Below are 22624 nucleotides of genomic sequence, written 5' to 3'. Positions count from 1 at the left end.
GCGGAGCCGCCGTAGGAGAGAACGTGAAGGTGGGTGACGAGTTGCCGGAGCTCACCATCCCGGTCACCCGGACGCTGATCGTCTCCGGTGCGATCGCCTCGCGGGACTACCAGGACGTGCACCACGACGCGGTGGCCGCGCGGGAGAAGGGCTCCCCCGACATTTTCATGAACATCCTGACCACGAACGGCCTGGTCGGCCGGTACATCACGGATCACTTCGGCCCCGGGACGATCCTGCGCAAGGTGGCGATCCGCCTGGGGGCTCCCAACTATCCGGGGGACACGATGGTGCTGACCGGCTCCGTGGAGGAGGTCGACGGCGACACGGCCACGGTCAGGGTGGTCGGGGCCAACGCCATCGGCAAGCACGTCACCGGCACGGTCACGGTCACTGTTCCGGGCGAGGCGATCCCGGTTCCGGTTCCGGTTCCGGACGGGCCGTCGGCAGGAGGCGCGGCATGAGCGCCGGCGCGCGTGACCGTCTCGGCGGAAAGGCCGCCGTCGTGGGTATCGGGGCCACCGAGTTCTCCAAGGACTCGGGGCGCAGTGAGCTCAGACTCGCCGTGGAGGCGGTCGGCCTCGCGCTCGCGGACGCCGGTCTCGGCCCCGCCGACGTGGACGGCATGGTCACGTTCACGATGGACACGAACCCGGAGATCACCGTCGCGCAGGCGGCCGGTATCGGAGAGCTCTCGTTCTTCTCGCGGGTCCACTACGGCGGAGGCGCGGCCTGCGCGACCGTCCAGCAGGCGGCGCTGGCGGTGGCGACCGGCGTGGCCGAGGTCGTCGTCTGCTACCGCGCGTTCAACGAGCGGTCGGGCCGGCGTTTCGGCTCGGGCGTCCAGCACCGGGAGCCGTCGGCGGAGGGCGCGGCGCTCGGCTGGGCCCTGCCGTTCGGCCTGCTGACGCCCGCGTCCTGGGTGGCCATGGCGGCCCAGCGCTATCTGCACACCTACGGCCTCACCCCCGATGTCTTCGGCCACGTGGCGGTCACCGACCGGAAGTACGCGGCGACCAACCCCGCGGCGTACTTCCACGGGAAGCCGATCACCCTCGCCGAGCACGCCGCGTCGCGCTGGATCGTCGAACCCCTGCGGCTCCTGGACTGCTGCCAGGAGACCGACGGCGGCCAGGCGATCGTCGTGACGAGCGTGGAGCGGGCCCGCGACCTGCCGAAGCCGCCGGCGGTCATCACCGCGGCGGCGCAGGGCGCGGGTCGGGCGCAGGAGCAGATGACCAGCTTCTACCGCGACGATCTGAGCGGGCTGCCGGAGATGAGCGTGGTGGCACGGCAGCTGTGGCGGAGTTCGGGTCTCGCGCCCGGCGACATCGACGTGGGCATTCTCTACGACCACTTCACTCCGTTCGTGCTGATGCAGCTGGAGGAGTTCGGCTTCTGCGGGCCCGGCGAGGCGGCGGACTTCGTGGCCGGGGAGATGCTGCCGCTGAACACGCACGGAGGGCAGCTCGGGGAGGCGTATCTGCACGGGATGAACGGCATAGCGGAAGCGGTCCGACAGGTGCGCGGCACATCCGTGAACCAGATACCGGGAGCGGCGCGCACACTCGTCACGGCGGGCACCGGTGTCCCCACATCGGGGTTGATATTGGCGGCGGACGGCTGAACGCGTCGCGTGTCCCGCCCGGAACGGGAGCGCCGGGCTCTTCACTCAACGTATGCGATGCCAAAAGCTGATGATGGGATTCGTCCTCTCCACCACCCTGGTCACGCTCGCCGTGGCCGTACCGCCGACGGGCGCCGTGGGCAGACCCGGGGCCGAGGGCCGCGTGACGAAGGCCGAACCCGGTACGAGGGCCGGTGCCGGAGGAAGCGCAGGAGCCAGCGCAGGAGCCAGCGCCGGAGCCAGCGCCGGAGCCGGAAGCGCAGCCGGGACCACGGCCGAAAGCCCGGCCGGAACGACAGCAGGCGATCGTGCCGGCGATAAGGCGGCAGGCGTCTCGCTCTTCCGTGGCCGGGCCTTCGACACCTGCCTCGCCCCGTCCGTCGACACGATGCGCCGCTGGTCGTCCTCCGACTACAAAGCGGTCGGCGTCTACTTCGGCGGCCGCGGCCGGGCCTGCCCGCGCCAGCCGCACCTGAGCCACGGGTGGATGCGCGCGGTGCGGGGCCAGGGGTGGAAGGTGCTGCCGCTGTACGTCGGTTCGCAGTCCCCCTGTGTCATCTCGAAGAACAAGAAGCACGTGCGCATGGGGCGCTACCCCGTGCAGCAGGGGACCCGGGAGGGACGTGACGCGGTAAAGAGGGCGAAGTCGTTCGGGATGCGGGCGGGCAGCCCGCTCTATCTGGACATGGAGGCGTACAACTACCGCCAGGTGGAGTGCGGAAAGACCACCCTGGCCTTCGTGCGGGCCTGGAACCGCGAGGTGCGCGGGTCCGGCTACGTACCGGGGTTCTACAGCAGCGCGAACTTCGGCGTACGGCACATGGAGACGGCGCGGCGGGCCGGGGTGAGGGACCTGCCGTCGGTGATCTGGTTCGCGCGCTGGCACAAGCGGCCGAGCCTGTACAACGAGCCCGTGCTGCGGAAGAACGCGTGGCAGGAGCGGCGCATCCACCAGTACGCGGGGAACGTGAAGGAGAAGCACGGCGGACGCACACTGAAGATCGACCGGAACCTCGTGCACGCGCCGGTGGCCAGGATCAGTTAGGAGCGGCGGCACAGCGCGGCCCTCTCGGGCACGCCCTCAGCCCCGTCCTCGGGCACACCCCTCGGGCACGCCCCTCAGGGATGAACCCTCAGGGGTGTGCTCCGCCTCCTCCACCTTCAGGAGGTGGGGCTACCACCCGGCGTACAACCTGAGGCGGACATGGCTTAGGGACCTGCGGCCGATCCGCTGAAGTAGGGGGCGCTTCTAGCGTGGAGCCATGACCGTATCCATGGTGCCGGTGTGCACCAGCGCATCGAAGGCCGCGACGCGGACAGCGAGTCCTTCGGCGTATCCGTCGTTCGCGTCGTACGTACGGGCACGGCAGCCCGTGTTGCTGCGCACCGCGCGCTCGCTGACCGCGAATCCCAGCGATGCCGAGGATCTGCTGCAGACGGCCCTCACCAAAACCTATGTGGCGTGGGACCGGATCCAGGACCACCGGGCGCTCGACGGCTATGTGCGCCGGGCCCTGTTGAACACCCGGACCTCGCAGTGGCGCAAGCGCAAGGTCGACGAGTTCGCGTGCGACGAGCTGCCCGAGCCCGAGGTGACGCCGGTCGCGGATCCGGCCGAGCAGCAGGTGCTCAGGGACGCGATGTGGCGCGCGATCATGAAGCTGCCCGCGCGGCAGCGGGCGATGGTCGTCCTGCGGTACTACGAGGATCTCAGCGAGGCACAGACCGCCGAGGTGCTCGGGGTCTCCATCGGCACCGTCAAGAGCGCGGTCTCGCGGGCGCTCGGCAAACTGCGCGAGGACCCGGAGCTCACGCCGGTCCGGTGATCGCGGCAGCTCCGCCGGACCTTGGCCCGGTGATCCTGGCCGCTCCGCCGGACCTTTCTTCTCCCGGCCTAGTGACATACCGTGCGGTATGCGGCAAGAATCTGGCGAGCCCTACTGCCAGGTAGGTCATTCGGGAGCCGCCCCGGATGAATGCCGCGCGCCCACCGGGAGGACGCCGTGCTGAGCACGATGCAGGACGTACCACTGACCGTCACCCGCATCCTCCGGCACGGGACGACCGTGCACGGGTCGTCGCAGGTCACGACATGGACCGGCGAAGCCGCTCCGCAGCGCCGCAGCTTCCGTGAGATCGGTGAACGCGCCGCCCAGCTGGCGCACGCGCTGCGCGAGGACCTCGGGGTCGACGGCGACGAGCGCGTGGCCACGTTCATGTGGAACAACGCCGAGCACGTCGAGGCCTACTTCGCGGTCCCCTGTATGGGCGCCGTACTGCACACCCTCAATCTCCGGCTGCCCGCCGACCAGCTGACCTGGATCGTGAACCACGCGGCCGACCGCGTCATCATCGTCAACGGCTCCCTCATCCCGCTGCTGGCACCCCTCCTCCCGCAGCTGCCGACCGTCGAGCACCTGATCGTCTCGGGCCCCGGCGACCGCTCGCCGCTGGCCGGGATACAGGCTCAGGTGCACGAGTACGAGGACCTGATCGCCGCCAAGCCCACGGCCTACGACTGGCCCGAGCTCGACGAGCGCACGGCCGCCGCCATGTGCTACACCTCCGGCACCACCGGCGACCCCAAGGGCGTCGTCTACTCCCACCGCTCCATCTACCTGCACTCCATGCAGGTCAACATGAGCGAGTCCATGGGCCTGACGGACGCGGACACCACGCTCGTCGTCGTACCGCAGTTCCACGTCAACGCCTGGGGCCTGCCGCACGCGACCCTGATGACCGGCGTGAACATGCTGATGCCGGACCGTTTCCTGCAACCCGCCCCGCTCGCCGAGATGATCGAGACGGAGCGGCCCACGCACGCCGCCGCGGTCCCCACCATCTGGCAGGGCCTGCTCGCCGAACTCTCCGCGAAGCCGCGCGACGTCAGCTCGCTGGGCCAGGTCACCATCGGCGGCTCGGCCTGCCCGCCCTCCCTGATGGAGGCGTTCGACAAGCTGGGCATGCGGGTCTGCCACGCCTGGGGCATGACGGAGACCTCCCCGCTCGGCACGGTCGCCCGTCCGCCGGCCAAGGCCCTCGGCACGGACGAGGAGTTCGCCTACCGCCTCACCCAGGGCCGTTTCCCGACCGGCGTCGAGGCACGCCTCGTCGGACCCGGCGGCGAACACCTGCCGTGGGACGGCGAGTCGGCGGGCGAGCTGGAGGTCCGCGGACCGTGGATCGCGGGCGCCTACTACGGCGGCGCGGCGGGCGAGGACCTCAAGCCCGAGGACAAGTTCAGCGAGGACGGCTGGCTGAAGACCGGCGACGTCGGCGTGATCAGCGCCGACGGCTTCCTGACGCTCACCGACCGCGCGAAGGACGTCATCAAGTCGGGCGGCGAGTGGATCTCCAGCGTCGAGCTGGAGAACGCGATCATGGCCCACCCGGAGGTCGCTGAGGCGGCGGTCGTCGCCGTACCCGACGACAAGTGGGGCGAACGCCCGCTCGCGACGGTCGTGCTGAAGGAGGACTCGACCCTCGACTACGCCGCCCTGCGCGACTTCCTCTCGGGCACCATCGCCAAGTGGCAGCTGCCCGAGCGCTGGGCCATCGTGCCGGCGGTGCCGAAGACGAGCGTCGGCAAGTTCGACAAGAAGGTGCTGCGCAAGCAGTACGCGGCCGGGGAGCTGGACGTCACGAAGCTCTGACGCGAGAGGCCTGACAGCAGCGTGCGATACGCCGCTGTCAGGCCTGCTCCGAGGACTAGTTCGTGCCGATCTTCGCCAGCAGGTCCACGATCCGGTCCTGCACCTCGCCGCTCGTCGAGCGCTCCGCGAGGAACAGCACCGTCTCCCCCGCCGCGAGCCGGGGCAGCTCCGTCTCGTCGACGGCGGCGGTGTAGACGACGAGCGGAGTGCGGTTCAACTGGCCGTTCGCGCGCAGCCAGTCGATGATTCCGGCCCTGCGGCGGCGTACCTGCATCAGGTCCATCACCACCAGGTTCGGCCGCATCTGCGCCGCGAGCGTCACCGCGTCCGCGTCGCTCTCGGCCCGTGCGACCTGCATGCCACGCCGTTCCAGCGTCGCGGTCAGGGCGAACGCGATCTCCTCGTGCTCCTCGATGAGCAGGACGCGCGGCGGGTGCTGCTCGCTGTCGCGGGGCGCGAGGGCCTTCAGGAGTACGGCGGGATCGGCACCGTACGCGGCCTCGCGCGTCGCCTGACCGAGCCCCGCCGTGACGAGTACGGGCACCTCGGCGGCAACGGCGGCCGTGCGCAGCGACTGCAGGGCCGTACGCGTGATCGGCCCGGTCAGCGGGTCCACGAACAGCGCCGCGGGGAACGCCGCGATCTGCGCGTCGACCTCCTCGCGGGAGTTCACGATGACGGGACGGTAGCCGCGGTCGCTCAGCGCCTGCTGCGTGGTGACGTCGGGCGCGGGCCAGACGAGCAGACGGCGCGGGTTGTCCAGCGGCTCGGGCGGCAGTTCGTCGTCCATGGGCTGCGGCTGGGGCCGGTTGGCGACCTCGACCGCGCCGCCGGGGCCGTCCAGCGGCTCCGGGCCTTCATCGGCGTCCTCGTCCGGCGCACCGATCGCGTACGAGCGGCCCGCGCCCTCAGAGGAGGACGCGATACGTGACTGTGGCTGACCCGGCGTCTGCCCCGGCATGTGGGCCTGCGTGTGGGCCTGCGCCTGGGACTGCGCCTGAGGGTGCGGACGGGCAGCGGTCTCGGGGCGGTCGTCGCCTGCGGAGTCAGCGGGGCCTGCGGAGCCCGCGGACGCCGCGGACCCCGCTGAGCCAGGGGGAGTGGACAGCCTGCGCCTACGCCCCGAGCCGCTGACGGACCCACCGAGAGTGTGCGACTGCGCCGGAGCCGCGGGCGGCGCCGGTGCCGGCTCCGGCAGCGGGGCCGCGGTGGACTGCGGCGCGTCCGGTACGGTCGCGGGCGCGGGTCCCGGTGCGGGGGCAGATGCTTGCGGAGCTGGGGCTGGAGCCGGAGGCGGGGGCGCCTGCGGGGGGAGCGGAGACTGCGGGGCCTGCGGACTCTGCGGGGCCGCAGCCGGAGCCTGCCCCTGCCCCTGGCCCTGCTGAAGTCCCCGCCGACGCTGCTGTTGCTGCTCGGTGATCTGCTGGCCGAACGGCACACCCTGCCCGAGCGTGCGCACGCTGATGGAGCGCCCCTGCGTCGAGTTGGGGTCGCCGGGCGCGGCCTCGGCGGGCAGCGGCTGCGCGGCCCGTGTCTGGGCCGCTGCCTGAGCCGCCGCCCGGGTCCCGCGCTCGGGCGGGAGCGCGACGCCCCGGCCGGGCGTGTGGACGCCGCGCGCGGGAGTGCCTTCGGCGTACGTGGTGGCTTGCGAGGGAGTCCCGGCGGCCGGGGTCTCCTGCGCCGCTGTACCGGCAGCCGGAGCCGGAGCCGGAGCCGGAGCCGGTGCAGGCGCAGCCGCAGGCCCAGAAGCGGGAGCCTCCGGGACACCCGGAGCAGCCGGGGCGCCTGGGACACCCGGAGCACCCGGAGTACCCGGAACGGCCGGAGCACCCGGCACCGGACGCGACCGGCGCCGACCCGTAGGCGCCTGAGCCGGGTGAGGCTGCGGCGGGGTGTGGTCGTCGGCAGGGTGGTGCGGGGCAGCTTCGTGCAGGGCAGCTTCGTGCCGGCCCGTGTCGTCCTGATCGGCGGAAGCCGGCGGCAGCGCGAAGACCCGCCCGCTGGGAGCCTCCTCGGCAGCGGCCCGCTCCTTGGCGGCGGCCAGCGCACGACGGCGCCGCCCGGTCGGCCTCTGCGAACCCTCGCCGTCGCCCTCGCCCGTATCCCCGGCAACAGCCACGGCCGACCCGACACCACCCGAAGGCAACGCGGGCGGCAACGCCAACTGGTCATCGCCACGCTGTGCCCGCTGCCCGGCAGCGGGGGCCACCCCGCCCGCCGGAACCGGTACACCCTGCGGCGGCACGGTCGCCCCCAGAGCAGCGGACCCTGCCGCATGCTCGGCAGCAGTCACTACAGAACCGACGGACCCCGCAGCCGCAGAGCCCTCCGCAGCGCTGGGCCGCCCACGCCGCCGTCCCGTACCACCGGAAACCTGCGCACCCTCGGTCGCCCCGGGCACCTCCGCGGAAGCCGCGATCTGAGCCTCAGCAGTCCCAACAGTCCCGGCAGCCCCAGCAGTCTCAGTAGCCTCGGCAGCCTCCGCCGCACGCCGCCCGCGCCGCCGCCCGGTCCCACTGGGCGAAACCCCGCCCCCGGCGCCGTCTTCGCCGGAAACGGAACTCTCCAGGAACGAATCAACCGACGGCCCCGCAGCCCGCCGGGCCCTGCGCCGACCGCCACCGGTAGCGGGAGAAGCCTGCGCGGGCACCACGACGGAAGACCCGACAGAACCGCCGACGGAAGACCCGACAGAGCCACCGGTCTCAGCGGAACCACCCACGCCCCCCGTCACCTCAGGGGCGGGGACGGGGGCGGACGCCGCAGCGACGGCGCCGCCCCCCGCCCCGATCGGCACCTCAAGGACGTACGCGCTGCCGCTCATCCCCGGCACCTCATGCGTCTGCAGCACGCCGCCGTGTGCCCGCACGATGCCGCGGACGATCGGCTCGTGCACCGGGTCTCCCCCGGCGTACGGCCCACGCACCTCGATGCGGACGACCTCGCCGCGCTGAGCGGCGGCCACCACCACGGTCGAGTCGACGTACCCGCCGGCGGGTACGGCCGCGGGCGCCACACCGGCGCGCGCGTTGCCCGTGGCGTCGATGCCCGCCACGTCGGCGACCAAGTGGGCGAGAGCCGTGGCGAGCCGCCCCGGGTCCACCTCGACCTCGATCGGCGGCGCGTGCACCGCGAACTGCGCGCGGCCGGGCCCGATCAGCTCGATCGCGCCCTCCACGCCGCTCGCGACGACGGCGTCGAGCATGACGTTCACGCGCGAAAGCTGCTCCGTGCCCGAGTCGAGCAGCTGGAAGCCCAGGACGTTGTCGACGAGGGTGGTGATGCGCGCGTACCCGGCCGAAAGGTGATGAAGGACCTGATTCGCCTCGGGCCACAACTGCCCGGCGTCGTCGGCGGCGAGAGCCGAAAGCTCGCGCCGCAGCTCGTCGAGCGGACCCCGCAGGGACGACCCGAGCACGGCGAGCAGCTGCTCGTGCCGCGCGGCCAGCGCGTCGTACCGCGTCTTCTCGCTCTCGACGAGCTCCTCGAACCGGTCCTTCTCGCGCTCGGCGAGCGCCGCGTACCGCTCCTGCTCGGCGGCGATCTCCTCCGCGCGCTGCTCGGCGAGGGCGGCAAGTTCCGCGGCGTGCCGCTCGGTGGCGGCCCGCAGCTCTTCCGCACGCCGCTCCGTCGCGGCCTGCATCTCCTGCGCGTGCTGCTCCAGCGCGGCCTGGTGCTCCTCGGCCAGCGCGTCGTAGGGACGCCGGTCGGTGAACGTCATGACCGCGCCGACGAGCTGGTCCCCGTCCCGTACGGGCGCCGTCGTCAGGTCGACCGCGACCCGTTCGCCGCTCTTGGACCACAGGACCTGCCCGCGCACCCGGTGCTTGCGCCCGGAGCGGAGCGTGTCGGCGAGCGGGGATTCCTCGTAGGGGAAGGGCTCGCCGTCGGCGCGGGAGTGCAGCACCAGGTGGTGCAGCTCCTGCCCGCCGAGATCGCTGGCCCTGAAGCCCAGTATCTGCGCGGCGGCCGGGTTGACGAGGACGACCCGGCCCTCGGTGTCCGTTCCGACGACGCCCTCGGCGGCGGCGCGCAGGATCATCTCCGTCTGCCGCTGGGAGCGCGCGAGTTCGGCCTCGGTGTCCACGGCGCCCGAAAGGTCCCGTACGACGAGCATGAGCAACTCGTTGCCGGTGTAGCCGTAATTGTCGTAGGCGTCCCGGATGTCTTCGAGGTTCGAGCTGGTGACCTCGACGGGGAACTCGGTGCCGTCCGTGCGGCGCGCGATCATCCGCTTCGGCTTCGTACGCCCGCGCTCGTCGATGGAATCGGGCCTGCGCATCGATCCGGGAATGAGCCGGGAGTCGAACTCCGGCAACAGATCGAGGAGCCCGCGCCCCACGAGGGCGGTGCCCGGCGTCTCGAACGCCTCGAGCGCGATCGCGTTCGCGTTCACGACGGTCCCGTTGGCATTCACGAGGACCAACGCGTCCGGGAGCGCGTCGAGTATGGCTGCGAGGCGAGCAGCGCCTCGGGATGGCCTGCTGCTCACGACGACGCTTCCTCCCTGGTTACTGCTGCTTGCCGACTCGCCCGGGCCATTTTGCCGCGTGGCCCGTGGCGTGTCACGAAAGGGAGTCTACGGGGAGAGGTTGCGAGCGCGACGCCGGATGAGAGGGAGGTCGCACGCAGAAGATGTGAGGCTTCCGTAGCCCCTGGTCACGACGGGTCTCTACGCACCGGATGCACCGGCCTCCGGCAGGACGGGGACCATGTTGTTCCAGCGGGAGATCTCGCAGCCGTTCTTGCGGTCGTAGGTCGCGTTCACGGGGCGGCCGTGCCACGTACCGGTGATGCGCGCGGTGGCGGGGCCGCCGTACTGCATGGTGCAGTTCGCGTCGGCCGGCGTGGGCGCGAAGGCGTCGCGGCCCCACCTCTCCTGGTCGAGCCTCTCGCACGCTTCCTGCGCGCGCGGGTGCGTGCCGCCCGTCGGGTGGCATTCCAGCTCGTACGTTCCGTTGAGCCCTTCCCCGGCGTCGGTGACCTTCACCGTCAGCCGGTCGGGGGTCGCCCCGGTCAGCTGCGACGGCAGGGGGAGGGGGCCGGGGCCGGCGTCGGCGACGGCGGGCGCGGCGGACAGGGCGGCGAGGGACGCGGCGGCGGTGAGAACGAGACGGCGCAGCATGACGGGGCTCCACTGGGTGCGGGATGCCGGGTACGCGAACACGTACGGGCTCTGCCGCGTCTAACGTCGTTGACGCCGTGACGTTGCGGGGGCGGGCGGCGCTTTGCCCTGCGGGCCGCCCGGCTAGTACCGTGAGAGCCGCGATTGGTGACACGCCGCCCGGCTGTGTCATCATCTGCACGCACCCCCCGCGCTCGCGCAGGTGTGCAAGCTGGAGGCGTCGCCTAGTCCGGTCTATGGCGCCGCACTGCTAATGCGGTTTGGGACTTAAATCCCATCGAGGGTTCAAATCCCTCCGCCTCCGCTGCAAGATCCCGAAGCCCCGGTCCCCTGGACCGGGGCTTCGGCGTTTCCCCGCCCGGAGGCGTGTTTCCGCAGGTCGCAAGCGGTGCGGCAAACGGATTTCACATGGCGGCGGTGGTCATGTAATGTTCTTCCTGTCGCCGCGAACGGGCCGAAAGGCCGGGGAGCGAAGGCACACAAAAGAAAAATCAAGCACTCGTAGCTTAACGGATAGAGCATCTGACTACGGATCAGAAGGTTGCAGGTTCGAATCCTGCCGAGTGCACAGCAGACCAGAGGCCCCGTGGAGGAATCCACGGGGCCTTCGGTGTTTGGTGGGCTTCCTTGGGAGAAGGCGGTCGTGGCGTTCGGGTGACGAGTAACCTTGCGGACACGGAACGTGGTCGTCTTCCCGGGGGCGTTACGCCCGCCCCCTTCCCGGGGGCGTTACGCCCGCCCCGGGGGAGTTCAGCGATGGAGTACCGGGTGTCTGTGAGGGAACTGCTCGTCGGTCTTGAGCGGGCCGTCGAGGCGGGAGAGCACCGCTTGTGGGCGGTTCGGTGTGCGCACGCGCTGGGGCTGGAGGGCATCGCCGTATCCCTGCGGTGGGGGTCGGAACTGGTGTGGTTCAGCGATGAGATCAGTGCGCGGCTCGAGGACGCACAGTTCACGCTGGGGCAGGGACCCGGCATGGAGAAGGAGTTCGGCAAGTTCGGCCAGGGGCCGTGTCACGTACCGGATCTCGGTTCGTACGCAGGCGAACGCTGGCCGCAGTTCGTGGCCGCGGCCCGGGCTCTCGGCGTGGGGGCGCTCTTCGTCTGGCCCATCCGGTCGGGGACAGTGCGGTGCGGGACCCTGACCGGATACCGCGGGTCGCCGGGACCGTTGACCGCGCGGCAGGAGGCGGACGGGCTGCGGGTGGCCGACGCGCTGACCGGCCGGCTGCTGGCGTGGCGGCCGGGTGAGGAGGCTGCCGCCGGCGGTGTCGACGGTGCCGGCGAGGCCGGGGTGGTCGAGCTGCACCGGGCGGAGGTGCATCAGGCCACCGGAGTGCTCAGCTACCAGCTCGGCGTGCCGATGGAGGAGGCGTTGGTCCGCATGCGGGCCCGGGCCTTCGCGTCCGGTCTCCCCCTGACCGAAGTCGCCCGCGAGATTCTCCGGGCACTGCCGTCGTGAAGCCCCCGTCAGGCGCGTGCCTCAGCAGGGCGATCGTGCGCCGAGGAGTCAAGGCATGAGCCGAGAACGAAAGATCGCCGAAACCTTCGTCGAACTCGCAGGCACCCTCGTCGCGGATTTCGACGTCATCGACTTCCTGCACCAGTTGACCGTCCGGTGCCGCGACATCTTCGCCGTCGCCGACGCGGCCGTCCTGCTGGCCTACCCCGGCCCGCAGTTGTACAGCCCCGCCCCGTGCGATCCCGGCCCCGCCCTGAGCAAGGTGCTGGAACTCGCGCTGACCGGAGGCCCGGCCCTGGACGCCTACCGGACCTCCGCCGCCGTCAGCCCGGGCAATCTCGCCCACGCCCATGCCCACGAGCGCGCCGGCTGGCAGGACTTCACGCCGCTCGCCCGCGAAGCCGGTTACACGTACGCCAGTGCCGTCCCCTTGCGGCTGCGCGAGGAGACGATCGGCAGTCTGCTGCTTCTGCGCGCCACCGACAGCCCGTTGCCCGCCGACGACCTCGCCATGGCTCAGGCCTTTGCCGACGCGGCCACCATCGGCCTGCTCCACGCCCGCTCCGTACGGCACGGCGAAACCCTGGACAGTCAGCTCAGCGCCGCCCTGCACAGCCGCGTCACCATCGAACAGGGAAAAGGCTTCTTCGCCGCCCGGGGCAACATCTCCCTCGACGACGCCTTCACCGCCATGCGCCGCCATGCCCGCCGCCATCGCCTCCTGCTCACCGACGTCGCCCGGCATGTCGTCGAGACCGGCAGTCTGCCGGAGCCGCCGTCCGCCGCCTCTCCGTGTTGCCCCGCCGAGGACGCGTCGAACGAGTAAGTGCGGCCGGTCCGTTCACCCTGCGGGCGGCTGCTGTGCGGGATTATGGACGCCACTCCTCCTGCCACAGCCGGTGCAGTTCGTAGGCCACGGCGAGTGCCCGCAGGTCCTGAAGGGCGTCCATCTCGCTCCGGGGCCAGTCGGCGTCGTCGTGGTCGGCTTCGCGTACGGCGGCCTCGCTGATGCGGGCGATGCCCCTGCGGGCGGCGATCTCCTGGTGGATGCGGCGCGGGGTACGGCAGCCGCAGCGGGGCGTGTCGTGGGTGGCGGGTGCCTCGGCTGCCCGGCAGTCCGCCTCGTGGCCTGCCCGGCAGTCCGCCTCGTGGAAGAGGTCCGCCGCCGCCTCTTCCTCGTCCAGGCGGGAGTGCACGAAGGCGGCCAGGGCGGTGAGGCGTACGGCCGCCGCCGTGCCCTGCGAGGGTGAGGGCGAGGGCGCGGGCGAGGGCGGTTCAGGGGGCCGGGGCGGTCCGGGCGACGGGGCGCCGGGCTGGGCGGGCAGGCTCGCGTTCTGCTCGCGTCGGGGCGAGGGCGAGGGCGAGGGCGAGGGCGAGGGCGAGGGCGAGGGCGAGGGCGAGGGCGAGCGCGAGGAGAGCATCTCCGCGCGGTCGGCGCGGGAGTGCTCCGACCGTAGCCGCGCCTCCACCGCCTCGGACCGCACCCTGCGCGCCCTGGCCCGCGTCTCCGCGACTGAGCGCAGCAGCCGATCACAGCGCTCGTACAATCCGGCGAGTCCTGCGGCGTCGGCCGTGCCGTGCATCCTGCCCCCCCTTTTAGTTGAGCGCATCCGTGCTTACGAGATCGGACTTTCCCGGCCCGGGTCTCCGGCGGCGGACGGAGCGCGGGGGAGGTCGCCCGTGGTGATGACCTCCTGGGCCACCGCGGCCAGCCGCAAGCGGTGGTGGCGCGCGTATCGGCGCAAGGTCTCGAAGGCGTCCGTGGGAGAGATGCCGCGGCGGGCGGCGAGGTAGCCCTTGGCCTGCTCGATGAGGATGCGGCTGTGCAGGGCCTTGCGGAGCTGTTCGTTGAGGGTGCCGGCCTCCTGCATGAAACGGGCGTGGAGCAGGCCGATGGCGGCGGCGTCGGCGAAGGCCTGTGCCAGGGCGAGATCGGCGGCCGGCATCGGGCTGTGGCCGGTGCGCAGCAACAGCAGGCTGCCGAGGGTCTTCTGGCGCAGCCGCAGGGGTACGGCACCGGCGTAGGTGTAGCCGGCGGCGCGGGCCCGGAGGGTGAAGTCGCGCCAGGCGGTGGGGGCGCTGCCGAGGTACCCGGGGGTGATGGCGGTGGCGGTGCGGTAGGCCTCGACGGTGGGGCCTTCGCGCAGGGCCGTGTCGAGTACGGCGGCCTTGGCGGCGTCGGCGGCGTCGGCGGCGTGCGCGGCATCAGCGGCAGCAGCGTCATCAGCGGCATCCGCGGCACCGGCGTCGAAAGGGCCGCCGGTGAGCGCTGCCGGGCAGTAGAGGTTGGGTTCCGGGGAGGCCGGCCGGATCTCCGGGGAGGCCGAACCGTTCTCCGGGGAGGTCGGCCCGTTCTCCGGGGAGGTCGAATTCCGTGGAGAGGCCGGTGCTTCGGGGGAGGCCAGCAGGACAGCGGCATCCGTGATGTCGAGGACGTCACGGCAGCAGAGGGCCAGCTGCTCCGCGAAGTCGATTACGTCGAAGTCATCCGCCAGGGTGTCGGCGAGTGCCAGGAACGTGCGGGTGATCTTCTCTTCCCTGTTCATCCTCATCCTCCGGTTGCCGGAGCGGCAGACGCGCAGACCGGCACGTTCCGTGACCGGCAGATTACGCGCCCTCGCGGAAGCGGAACACGCCAACGGCGAAAGCCGCACGGTAGCGGCACCGGCATGGACACCGGCATGGACACCAGCGGGGACACCGGCGTGGACACCAGCGACGGCACACCCGCAAGCGGCCCCCGGAGCTGGTCCGGGGGCGTCCGCGAGAGGCCGGAACCCCGCCGGGCTCAGGCCGGCGTCCTGACGGCCGCGCGCTCCTGCGGCTGTCCCTGCACGACACGGCGGGGGCGGCCCGGCATCCCCATCAACGGGTTGGCGACGCCCCAGGCCGCGCCCTTGCAGATCAGCTCCTTGTAGAACGCGGCGAGCTGTCCCGTCAGGGCCGCCCGGACAGCGCGGTCGTCGGCGGTGACGTACTGGATCAGGCCCTCCTTGCGGCCCAGCGAGATGCACTGGTTGAAGTAGCGCAGCAGGACCTTGGGGATCTTCCCGCCGGTCAGGCGCGCCGCGATGGCGTCGGCGGCCTGCCATGCCATGGGGGTGCCCGTGGCGCACGACATCCGCAGCGGCTTGTCGCCGGGGCCCATCGCCATGGCCGCGTCACCGACCGCGTACACGTCGGGGTGCGACACCGAGCGCATGGTCCGGTCGACCACGATCTGGCCGGAGTCGGTGACTTCCAGGGTGCTGGCGCGGGCGATCGGGTGGACCGCGAAGCCGGTGGTCCACACGGTGACCGCGGCCGGGATGGTCGTGCCGTCGGTGGTGGTGACGCCGTCGGCCCGCACTTCGGCGACCGCCGCCTGCTCGTACGCGGTGATGCCGAGCTTGCCGAAGACCTTCCGTACGTGGGCGCGGCCCTTGGGCGAGAGCCAGTCGCCGAGACCGCCGCGGGCGGCGAGGGCGATGTCGAGGTCAGGCCGGGACTCGGCGATCTCGGTCGCGGCCTCCAGACCGGTGAGTCCGCCGCCGACGACGACCACGGTCTCCCCGGCGCCGAGGGCGGCCAGGCGCTCGCGAAGCCGGAGCGCTCCGGGGCGGCTCGCGATCTGGTGGGCGTGCTCGGCGACTCCGGGGACGCCGCCCGTGCTCCAGCCGCTGCCGAGGGCGTAGACGAGGGTGTCGTACTCCAACTCCTCGTCCTCGCCCGGTCCGGCCTGGTCCACCGCCGTGACGGTGACGGTCTTGCGGTCGGCGTCGACCGCGGTGACCCTCGCGAGCTTCAGCTCGACGCCGGTGCCCGCGAACATCTCGCCGAAGGGCCGGGGCCTGAGATCCTGGCCGGCCGTCAGCTGGTGCATGCGGACGCGCTCGACGAAGTCGGGCTCGGGGTTGACGAGGGTGATGGCGACGTCGTCGCGGTGCAGCCGCTTGGCGAGGCGCCCGGCGGCGATGGCTCCGGTGTATCCGGCTCCGATGACGATGATCCGGTGCTGCTGCATGGTCTGGCTCCTGTCAGCTCTGAAGCCTCTGAATCGGCTCTTCAGCGGGTTTCGCCCCTTGAACCGGGCAGCCCGCCGTTTCCTGACAGGAACAGAATGTGAAGCACGTCACACGGTCATGCGTCGTCGTCAGAAGGCCTCGCGCAGTGCCGGCTCCCCGTGGTCGGCGCTCGCCCACCGCCGGGTCGCGCGTTCGAGCTTGTCGGGGTTGACCTGGTTGTGGAACGCGGCGATGCCGTCGTCGGTGATCTCCAGGCACATGATGCCGACGACCCGGCCGTCGAGGACCGCCACGATGGCGGGGGCGCCGTTGGCGGTCGTGACGTAGGCCTCGGGGGAACCCCCGACGAGGGCGCGCTTGGCCTGGCTCGGCTTGAACAGGCCCCGCATGAACTTCGCGACCGCGACAGCGCCCTCGAACGCCTTGGCCCGCGCCGGGACCTTCCCGCCGCCGTCGCCGATCGCGACGGCGTCCGCGGTGAGAAGCCGCACCAGCGGCTCGGTCCGGCCGCTGGTTGCGGCCGCGAGGAACTCCTCGACGATCCGCTTGGCCGTGGCCTCGTCGATCTCGGTGGTGCGGGCCCTGCCCTCCGCGACGCGCTTCTTGGCGCGGTGGAAGAGCTGCTGACCCGCGGACTCGGTGATGTCGAGGATCTCGGCGATCTCCCGGTGCCGATAGCCGAAGGCCTCCCGCAGCACGTACACCACGCGCTCGTCGGGCGAGAGGCGCTCCATCAGCCTGAGGACCGCGTACGACAGTGATTCGCGCTGCTCGGCGGTGTCGGCGGGGCCGAGCATGGGGTCACCGGCGAGCAGCGGCTCGGGCAGCCACTCGCCCACGTACGTCTCGCGCCGGGCGCGGGCCGAAGTGAGCTGGTTGAGGCAGAGGTTGGTGAGGACCTTGGTCAGCCAGGCCTCGGGGACCTCGATGCGGTCGACCTCGGCGGCCTGCCAGCGCAGGAAGGTGTCCTGCACGGCGTCCTCGGCATCGCTCGACGAGCCGAGGAGGCGGTAGGCGATGGCCTCCAGGCGGGGCCTCGCGGCCTCGAAGCGGTCCACGTCGTCCATGGTCAGAGCCATGCCCGGATCCTAGCCACTGACCTGCGTCCGCGTGCGGACAACAACATCCGCGGTCCGGGCAAGCAACGGGCCGGCTCGGTGTGATCGTCGGCACTAATGGAGCTTTAACCGGCGGAGCCGCACATTCCACACCTAGCGTGATCAACGACCAAGTACGTCCTGCCTGTTGGAGGGGTGATCACGGTGACCGCGGGACGGGCAGGTGTGGAGGCAGTCGCGGCAGTCGAGGCAGTCGCGTCGGTCGCGGCGGTGACCGTCCGGTACGGATCCACGATCGCCCTCGACGACGTCTCCCTCGAATTCCCGTCCGGGGTCACCGGGCTGCTCGGCCCCAACGGAGCGGGCAAGAGCACCCTGTTGTCCCTGCTGAGCACGGCACGCAGGCCGAAGTCCGGGACCGTCACCCTCCTCGGTGACGAGGCCCCGGGGCGTGCGCGGATACAGCGGCTCCGGCAGCGGATCGGGGTGCTTCCGCAGTCCTTCGGCTTCTATCCCCGTTTCACCGTCCTGGAGTTCACCGAGTACGCGGCCTGGCTGCGCAAGGTGCCCGCCGCCCAGCGCCGCGAGCGGGCCTTCGACGCGCTGCGCCTCGTCCAGATGGAGAAGCACGCGGACCGGAAGATGGGCGCTCTGTCCGGCGGAATGCTGCGCCGGGTCGGTATCGCCCAGGCCATGGTCAACGAACCGGCCCTGGTGCTCCTCGACGAACCGACCGTGGGTCTCGACCCGGCCCAGCGCGTCGGATTCCGCGCGCTGATCCAGGAGTTGGGCGAGCGCTCGGCCGTGGTGATGAGCACCCACCTCGCCGAGGACGTCGCCCATGTCTGCGACCGGGTCGCCGTCCTCATCGAAGGTTCGGTCCGCTTCACGGGGACAGTCGCCGAGCTGTGCGCGCTCCCGGACGGGGGCGCGCCCGGCAAGGACGGCAAGGACGGCAAGGACGGCAAGGACGGCAAGGAAATCGACGGCGGAGCCGTGGAAGCCGGTTATCTGCATCTGGCCGGGACAGAAGCGGTGGCCACCTGATGCGTGTGCTCCTTACCGAGATGCGGCGCGGCGAGGCCAAGGGGGCCGCCGCGCTCATGGGCGCGATCGGCGTGTACTACTTCACCGCCGAGAGCCCGGCCCAGAGCGACTGGATCGGCTGGTGGACCCAGACCAGCCTCCGGGTCCAGCTCTACTCGGTGATCGTGATGGGCCCGGTGACGAGCGCGGCAGCCGCCTGGGGAGCGGGCCGCGCCTTCCGGCACCGAACGAGGGTCTGGGCCGACACCGCGGCCCGCGGCGGCTGGGCGCAGGCGCTGCTGCTCTGGCTCGCGGTGTGGCTGTGGGCGCTGCTCGCGTACGGAGTCCTCGTGGCCGTCGCGTTCTCGCGGACCGCGGAGGTCAGCGACGTCAGCGAGCCCGCCTGGACGCCGCTGCTGCTCGGGGCCGGGATGCTGGGCCTGGAGATCGCCGCCGGGGTCGCGATCGGTTCGGCGCTGCCGTCCCGCGTGGTCGCCCCCTTCGCGGGCATCCTCTGGTACGCGCTCTTCGTCTTCGTCGCGTTCGTCCCCGACACCCCGCCGGCCAAGCTGTTTCCGGCGATAGACGAGTTCTGGAGCTCGGAGTTCGAGCCCAACACGGCGCGCATGCTGATCGCCTTCGCCTGGTGCCTGGCCCTTGGCCTGCTGCTCACCGCGCTGCCCGCGCTGCGGCGCCGTGCGTCACTCGCCCCGCGTCCCGTCGCCCTCGGGGCGCTCGTCGTGGCGGCCGTCGTCGCGGGCGGGGCGCTTGTGGCCTTCCGTACGCCGACGCCCGACTCGTACTGGGCGGTACGCAAGGCCCAGCCCGCGCAGCCGCTCTGCGCCACCAGCGGCCGTACGAAGGTGTGCCTGTGGCCGGAGGACCGCCATCTGCTGCCCGGGGCCCGCGCCGCGGTGAAGACCGTCGACGAACGACTCGGCACCCTTGAAGGGCTCAACCGCGCCTTCTACGCGAGCGGTCTGAAGCGGCCCGCGGGGCCCGTCGCCGAACTGTCCCTGATGACGCCCGCGGAGACCGAGGCCGACCTGACCGACGCGCTGTTCGCGGCGGCGCTACCCCAGCCCGAGTCCGCCGACTGCGAGGCTCACCCGCTGAAGCAGACCGGCGGCTTCCCCGACACGTTCCTCTTCGAGGCCGTCATCCGGGACCGCGCCGGGGCGCCCGGCGAGTACTACGGCGAGAAGTTCGGCCGCGTGCTCGCCCGCGTCACCGGGGCCCCCGCCGCGAAGCAGGACGCGTGGATCGAGACGGCGGCCGGGGACATCCGCGCCTGCCGCCCGGTCCCGGAGCCGCCGCGGTGAGCCCCGCGCGGAGCCCCCGGGCGTGCGGGGCCCCCGGGCAGTGCGGAGCCCCCCAACCGAAGGGCACCCCCGAGTGAGCGCGGTCGTCGCCTTCGTACGCTGCCGTGGCCTGCTCCGGGCCACCGGCGTCGCGCTCCTGATTGCCTTGGCGGCGACCGCGTTCGCGGGGCAGCGCGTGGCGGTGCCCGAGTTCCGCTATCTGGTCGACTTCAGCGTGCCGGTGGCGGAGATCGTGCCGCTCGCCCACGCGGTGGTCCTCGCCACCACGCTGTTCTCGCCGATGGCCGACCTGGAGCAGACCGCCGCCCAGCCGATGAGCCGCCTGCGGGGCGGGTACCTGGTGGTGCTGCTCGCCCTGGCCCTCGGCCTCACCGCGCTGCCGCTGCTCACCGGCGCGACCGCGGAGGTGTTCGGCTCGGCTGCCCGCAATGTCGTCGGCTATCTCGGCCTCGGCATGATCAGCGCCCGCCTCTTCGGCAGCGGGCTCGCCTGGCTGCTGCCGCTCGGAATGTTCGGGCCCACCCTGCTGCTCGGCGTGGACAGCGACAACACCCCGGAACCGTGGGCCTGGTCGCTGCACGCGTCGTCCAGTACGTCGGCCGCCGCGGTGGCCGTGCTGCTCTGGCTGACCGGCGTGGTCGCCGCCGCCACGGGGCGGCCTCGGCGGACGGAGCGGGCGGAGCAGTAGAAGGCGGAGCTTGCGCGAAACTGGCCCTATGGAGTGGCGCAGTGCGGGGTTGAGCTGGGCGGACCAGGAGCGGCCCGTGCTCGTGTGGGAGCGGGGCGAGGTCAGTCCGCTGGTCGTGGGCCGGCGGATGGGGTTCCGTGCCGTGGGCAGGCGACAGTGCGTGGGCGCGCGGGGCAACCCCTGCCCCGTCGCAGCCGCCGTCCCGGCGCGCGGGACGCAGGCCCGTTGCGCCGACTGCGCACGTCTCGACCGCGCGCACTCGGTGGCCGCCGACACCATCGCCGACGATCCCCGCACCTACCGCGTCTACCTCGCCTGGTTCGGGGCGGGCCTCGTGAAGGTGGGGATCACCCGCGAGGAGCGGGGCCCGGCCCGCCTCCTCGAACAGGGAGCCGTCGCCTTCGCCTGGCTGGGGCGCGGGCCCCTGATGGCGGCTCGGCGGGCCGAGGAACTGCTGCGCGTCGCACTCGGGGTACCGGACCGGATCTCGTACGCCAGGAAGCGCGCCGTCAGGGCCGCCTTGCCGGACGTGGAGGAGCGGCGGCACGAGCTGGAACGTCTGCATGGTTTCGCCCTCGCCCTCGACGGATGGCCCGAGTCCCTGGAGCGGGTCCCGTCGGCCGTCGTCGACCACGGCGAGGCGTTCGGGGTCGAGCGTCTCGCGGGCGCCGGCGGCGGATTCGCCGTCACCGAACTCGTCGACGGCGGCGTGGTGCGGGGGGATCTCGTCGCGGTGGCCGGGCCCGACCTGTATCTCGACGACGGCGGCCGACTGATCGTGCTCGACAGCCGACTGCTGCGGGGGTGGCGGCTCGAAGGGGCGGAGAGCGCGGGGGACGCGGGGCGTACGACTGTGCCCGTACGGGAGGTGCCTGTGATCCAGGGCGGCCTTTTCTGAGCCCGGACCCTGCTCGCTGACCGGATGGTCAAGTCTCGCTGCCCGTACGGCAATGAAGGTGGCCGGAGGGTGGACAGGCGGGCGGGGCGCGGCCAAGTCTGTGTACATGAGTGATCAGCCTCTTACGCCTGTCGCGCCTGCCGTACCTGTCGCGCCCGCCACACCTGTCCAGCCTTTTGAACCTCCCTACTACGCCGTCGTGTTCACCTCCCTGAGAACCGAGGCCGAAGACGGCCACGACGACGGTTACGCCGAGACCGCCGACCGCATGGAGGAACTCGTCACCTCCATACCGGGCTTCCTGGGCATCGAGTCCGCACGTACGCCGGGCGGACTCGGCATCACGGTCGGCTACTTCCGCGACGCGGACGCGATCAAGCAGTGGCGCGGCAACACCGAACACCGCACGGCGCAGAAGCGGGGGCGGAGCGAGTGGTACGAGAAGTACGTCGTCCACGTCGCCAAGGTGGAGCGGAGTTACGCCTTCGAGCGGGGTGCGTAGCCGAGCCTTGCAACACCCGTACTGCCACCGGGTCAGCGCAGCCTCAGGCCCCGGCTCTCCGCTACGCGCAGGGCGTCCTGGAGCGCCTCGGTCAAGCGCTGGGCCAGGTAGCGGATCTCGGTCTCGGAGGCGTCGGGGATCATGCCGCGCGCGTACGTGAGCAGCTCACCGCCCATGCCCAGCTGAACGGACTCCATGGCGTCGGCGACGCGGGACACGGGGCCGGTGGCGTCGCCGATCAAGTAGCAGGGCTTGCCCTCGGGGCCGGGCCAGGGCAGCAGGCGGGCGGGGCTGATGAAGTCGTCGGCGTCGTCATCCATCAGGCGATCTCCATCCCGTGGATCCAGTAGGGGCCCGGGGCGTCCACCCCGAAGGTGGCCAGCAGCAATTCGCGTCGGCGGCTTAGCTGTTCGTGGGCGGTGAGGTAGGGACGTACGGGGCGGGTTGCCTCACCGGCGAGGGGGAGAAGGGAGTCGAGGCCGTAGCGGCTGCGGGGGGTGGCTGGTTGCGGGTCTGGTCGCACTGGCGGTGCGGGGGCGGTTGCCATGGGCGCGTGGCTGGGGGCCAGGAGGAGTCTCGCCCAGGCGGTGAGGCGGCGGATAAGGTCGGTCATGTCGTCAGTTCCTTGCTTTGGGTGGCTGATGGCCGTGCCCCCGGACGGTTGCCTCCGTCGCGGGGGTCTTGGCTTCCGTCACGGTATCGGAGGTTCACCGGAGCATGCTAGGGCTAACTGAACAATTCCCTGAATCGCACTGGAGTGCATGGCATGCCCACCATGGTGTGGTGATGGAATTCGCCCCAGACAAGCCTCGCTGGCGCCAAGTAGCCGAGGTGATCCAAAACCGGATTGAGGACGGCACATATCCCCCGCGCACTCGTGTGCCGTCCGTCGTCCAGCTGACCGCCGAGTTCGGCATCGCCAACGCGACCGCGCACAAGGTGCTCACGGGGCTGCGCGCGAAGGGGCTGACCTACACCGAGTCGGGTCTCGGCTCTTTCGTCTCCCCTGCTTCCCCGTCCAAGGGACTCGCTGAAAGCGAGGACACTCAGCCTGCCTGGCGCCAGGTCGCCGCAGCCATCGCCGCGCGTATCACCGACGGCAGCTATCCCGTGGGGTCGCGAGTGCCGTCCGCACTGGAACTGTCCGCCGAGTTTGAGATCGCGACCTCCACCGCCCAGAAGGTGCTCGCCCATCTCAAGGACGAGGGTCTCGTCCGAGCCGAGGTCGGCCTCGGCTCGTTCGTCGCCGGGCCCCGGCTGTAG

Annotated in this window: 21 protein-coding genes and 2 tRNA genes; 15 read left to right on the top strand and 8 right to left on the bottom strand. The window is 71.8% G+C overall.

The genetic code is table 11. The features are described 5' to 3' along the window. Positions 1 to 23 precede the first annotated feature (23 nt). The 5 genes from IE226_RS21320 to IE226_RS21300 all read left to right on the top strand — a co-directional run bounded on the left by IE226_RS21320 (position 24) and on the right by IE226_RS21300 (position 5280). Positions 24 to 464, top strand: a complete 441-nt coding sequence (locus IE226_RS21320) for a MaoC family dehydratase (protein ID WP_190083101.1) — start codon at positions 24 to 26, stop codon at positions 462 to 464. Further along, a complete protein-coding gene (locus IE226_RS21315; RefSeq protein ID WP_190082901.1) occupies positions 461 to 1627 on the top strand; it encodes a lipid-transfer protein in 1167 nt (388 codons plus the stop codon). The genes IE226_RS21320 and IE226_RS21315 overlap by 4 nt, the downstream gene beginning before the upstream one ends. Positions 1628 to 1679: 52 nt before the next feature. After that, on the top strand, positions 1680 to 2672 hold the full coding sequence (locus IE226_RS21310) for a DUF1906 domain-containing protein (protein ID WP_190082900.1): 993 nt from the start codon (positions 1680 to 1682) through the stop codon (positions 2670 to 2672). A 217-nt stretch (positions 2673 to 2889) separates the two neighbouring features. Then, entirely contained in the window at positions 2890 to 3453 is a 564-nt protein-coding gene (locus tag IE226_RS21305) for a SigE family RNA polymerase sigma factor (protein WP_190082899.1), read from the top strand. Positions 3454 to 3630: 177 nt separating this feature from the next. Continuing rightward, positions 3631 to 5280: a long-chain fatty acid--CoA ligase gene (locus tag IE226_RS21300; RefSeq protein WP_190082898.1), complete on the top strand. Its 1650-nt coding sequence runs from the start codon at positions 3631 to 3633 to the stop codon at positions 5278 to 5280. A 55-nt stretch (positions 5281 to 5335) separates the two neighbouring features. On the opposite strand, the gene IE226_RS21295 is transcribed toward IE226_RS21300, so the two are convergent. Together IE226_RS21295 and IE226_RS21290 are read right to left on the bottom strand one after the other, a co-directional pair. Then, positions 5336 to 9772: a hybrid sensor histidine kinase/response regulator gene (locus IE226_RS21295; protein ID WP_190082897.1), complete on the bottom strand. Its 4437-nt coding sequence runs from the start codon at positions 9770 to 9772 to the stop codon at positions 5336 to 5338. 180 nt (positions 9773 to 9952) lie between these two features. Continuing rightward, on the bottom strand, positions 9953 to 10405 hold the full coding sequence (locus tag IE226_RS21290) for an SSI family serine proteinase inhibitor (RefSeq protein ID WP_190082896.1): 453 nt from the start codon (positions 10403 to 10405) through the stop codon (positions 9953 to 9955). Positions 10406 to 10618: 213 nt separating this feature from the next. Here IE226_RS21290 and IE226_RS21285 point away from each other — a divergent pair. The 4 genes from IE226_RS21285 to IE226_RS21270 all read left to right on the top strand — a co-directional run bounded on the left by IE226_RS21285 (position 10619) and on the right by IE226_RS21270 (position 12689). After that, positions 10619 to 10709, top strand: a tRNA-Ser gene (locus IE226_RS21285). 191 nt (positions 10710 to 10900) lie between these two features. Next, positions 10901 to 10973 (top strand) — tRNA-Arg (locus IE226_RS21280). Between the two features lie 200 nt (positions 10974 to 11173). Continuing rightward, positions 11174 to 11863, top strand: a complete 690-nt coding sequence (locus IE226_RS21275; RefSeq protein ID WP_190082895.1) for a GAF and ANTAR domain-containing protein — start codon at positions 11174 to 11176, stop codon at positions 11861 to 11863. Positions 11864 to 11918: 55 nt separating this feature from the next. Continuing rightward, entirely contained in the window at positions 11919 to 12689 is a 771-nt protein-coding gene (locus IE226_RS21270; protein WP_190082894.1) for an ANTAR domain-containing protein, read from the top strand. 43 nt (positions 12690 to 12732) lie between these two features. On the opposite strand, the gene IE226_RS44895 is transcribed toward IE226_RS21270, so the two are convergent. From IE226_RS44895 to sigJ, 4 genes are all read right to left on the bottom strand, one after another. Beyond that, positions 12733 to 13347 (bottom strand): DUF6221 family protein, encoded by a 615-nt coding sequence (locus IE226_RS44895; RefSeq protein ID WP_190082893.1) that lies wholly within the window; start codon positions 13345 to 13347, stop codon positions 12733 to 12735. A gap of 132 nt (positions 13348 to 13479) precedes the next feature. Continuing rightward, positions 13480 to 14409: an ANTAR domain-containing protein gene (locus tag IE226_RS21260; RefSeq protein ID WP_190082892.1), complete on the bottom strand. Its 930-nt coding sequence runs from the start codon at positions 14407 to 14409 to the stop codon at positions 13480 to 13482. 242 nt (positions 14410 to 14651) lie between these two features. Further along, positions 14652 to 15866, bottom strand: a complete 1215-nt coding sequence (locus tag IE226_RS21255; RefSeq protein WP_190082891.1) for an NAD(P)/FAD-dependent oxidoreductase — start codon at positions 15864 to 15866, stop codon at positions 14652 to 14654. A 129-nt stretch (positions 15867 to 15995) separates the two neighbouring features. Further along, complete coding sequence (gene sigJ / locus IE226_RS21250) at positions 15996 to 16946, bottom strand: RNA polymerase sigma factor SigJ (RefSeq protein WP_190082890.1); 951 nt, start codon at positions 16944 to 16946, stop codon at positions 15996 to 15998. 183 nt (positions 16947 to 17129) lie between these two features. On the opposite strand from sigJ, the gene IE226_RS21245 reads away from it, so the two are divergent. The 5 genes from IE226_RS21245 to IE226_RS21225 all read left to right on the top strand — a co-directional run bounded on the left by IE226_RS21245 (position 17130) and on the right by IE226_RS21225 (position 21361). Next, positions 17130 to 17972, top strand: coding sequence for an ATP-binding cassette domain-containing protein (locus IE226_RS21245; protein WP_229871390.1), 843 nt, complete (start codon positions 17130 to 17132; stop codon positions 17970 to 17972). Continuing rightward, entirely contained in the window at positions 17972 to 19273 is a 1302-nt protein-coding gene (locus IE226_RS21240; RefSeq protein ID WP_190082889.1) for a DUF7224 domain-containing protein, read from the top strand. Before IE226_RS21245 ends, IE226_RS21240 begins: the two co-directional genes overlap by 1 nt. A gap of 73 nt (positions 19274 to 19346) precedes the next feature. Then, positions 19347 to 19961, top strand: a complete 615-nt coding sequence (locus IE226_RS21235) for a hypothetical protein (protein WP_190082888.1) — start codon at positions 19347 to 19349, stop codon at positions 19959 to 19961. Between the two features lie 28 nt (positions 19962 to 19989). Next, positions 19990 to 20859 carry a DUF2797 domain-containing protein gene (locus IE226_RS21230; RefSeq protein ID WP_190082887.1) on the top strand — a complete coding sequence of 290 codons (870 nt, stop codon included), beginning with the start codon at positions 19990 to 19992 and terminating at the stop codon, positions 20857 to 20859. 199 nt (positions 20860 to 21058) lie between these two features. Then, the gene (locus tag IE226_RS21225; RefSeq protein WP_308429506.1) at positions 21059 to 21361 is read left to right on the top strand and encodes an antibiotic biosynthesis monooxygenase family protein; all 303 of its coding nucleotides are present in this window, start codon (positions 21059 to 21061) and stop codon (positions 21359 to 21361) included. A gap of 32 nt (positions 21362 to 21393) precedes the next feature. Here the strand turns inward: IE226_RS21225 and IE226_RS21220 are convergent, their stop codons facing one another. Together IE226_RS21220 and IE226_RS21215 are read right to left on the bottom strand one after the other, a co-directional pair. Further along, a complete protein-coding gene (locus IE226_RS21220) occupies positions 21394 to 21681 on the bottom strand; it encodes a hypothetical protein (protein ID WP_190082885.1) in 288 nt (95 codons plus the stop codon). Then, positions 21681 to 21974, bottom strand: a complete 294-nt coding sequence (locus IE226_RS21215) for a hypothetical protein (RefSeq protein WP_190082884.1) — start codon at positions 21972 to 21974, stop codon at positions 21681 to 21683. The genes IE226_RS21220 and IE226_RS21215 overlap by 1 nt, the downstream gene beginning before the upstream one ends. A 173-nt stretch (positions 21975 to 22147) precedes the next feature. On the opposite strand from IE226_RS21215, the gene IE226_RS45090 reads away from it, so the two are divergent. After that, positions 22148 to 22624 (top strand): GntR family transcriptional regulator, encoded by a 477-nt coding sequence (locus tag IE226_RS45090; protein ID WP_308429505.1) that lies wholly within the window; start codon positions 22148 to 22150, stop codon positions 22622 to 22624.

The organism is Streptomyces longisporoflavus (assembly GCF_014649775.1).
Classification (GTDB): domain Bacteria; phylum Actinomycetota; class Actinomycetes; order Streptomycetales; family Streptomycetaceae; genus Streptomyces; species Streptomyces longisporoflavus.
The sequence above is the reverse complement of the archived record's forward strand: the minus strand, read 5'-3'. Positions and strand labels throughout refer to the sequence as shown.

Excerpts from the sequence above, each read along its gene's own strand:
- IE226_RS21315 (WP_190082901.1), top strand. The coding sequence starts at position 461 with ATGAGCGCCGGCGCGCGTGACCGTCTCGGCGGAAAGGCCGCCGTCGTG.
- IE226_RS21230 (WP_190082887.1), top strand. The coding sequence starts at position 19,990 with ATGGAGTGGCGCAGTGCGGGGTTGAGCTGGGCGGACCAGGAGCGGCCC.
- sigJ (WP_190082890.1), bottom strand. The coding sequence starts at position 16,946 with ATGGCTCTGACCATGGACGACGTGGACCGCTTCGAGGCCGCGAGGCCC.
- IE226_RS21305 (WP_190082899.1), top strand. The coding sequence starts at position 2,890 with ATGACCGTATCCATGGTGCCGGTGTGCACCAGCGCATCGAAGGCCGCG.
- IE226_RS21290 (WP_190082896.1), bottom strand. The coding sequence starts at position 10,405 with ATGCTGCGCCGTCTCGTTCTCACCGCCGCCGCGTCCCTCGCCGCCCTG.
- IE226_RS21240 (WP_190082889.1), top strand. The coding sequence starts at position 17,972 with ATGCGTGTGCTCCTTACCGAGATGCGGCGCGGCGAGGCCAAGGGGGCC.
- IE226_RS21255 (WP_190082891.1), bottom strand. The coding sequence starts at position 15,866 with ATGCAGCAGCACCGGATCATCGTCATCGGAGCCGGATACACCGGAGCC.
- IE226_RS21220 (WP_190082885.1), bottom strand. The coding sequence starts at position 21,681 with ATGGATGACGACGCCGACGACTTCATCAGCCCCGCCCGCCTGCTGCCC.
- IE226_RS21270 (WP_190082894.1), top strand. The coding sequence starts at position 11,919 with ATGAGCCGAGAACGAAAGATCGCCGAAACCTTCGTCGAACTCGCAGGC.
- IE226_RS21310 (WP_190082900.1), top strand. The coding sequence starts at position 1,680 with ATGCGATGCCAAAAGCTGATGATGGGATTCGTCCTCTCCACCACCCTG.
- IE226_RS21215 (WP_190082884.1), bottom strand. The coding sequence starts at position 21,974 with ATGACCGACCTTATCCGCCGCCTCACCGCCTGGGCGAGACTCCTCCTG.
- IE226_RS21260 (WP_190082892.1), bottom strand. The coding sequence starts at position 14,409 with ATGAACAGGGAAGAGAAGATCACCCGCACGTTCCTGGCACTCGCCGAC.
- IE226_RS45090 (WP_308429505.1), top strand. The coding sequence starts at position 22,148 with ATGGAATTCGCCCCAGACAAGCCTCGCTGGCGCCAAGTAGCCGAGGTG.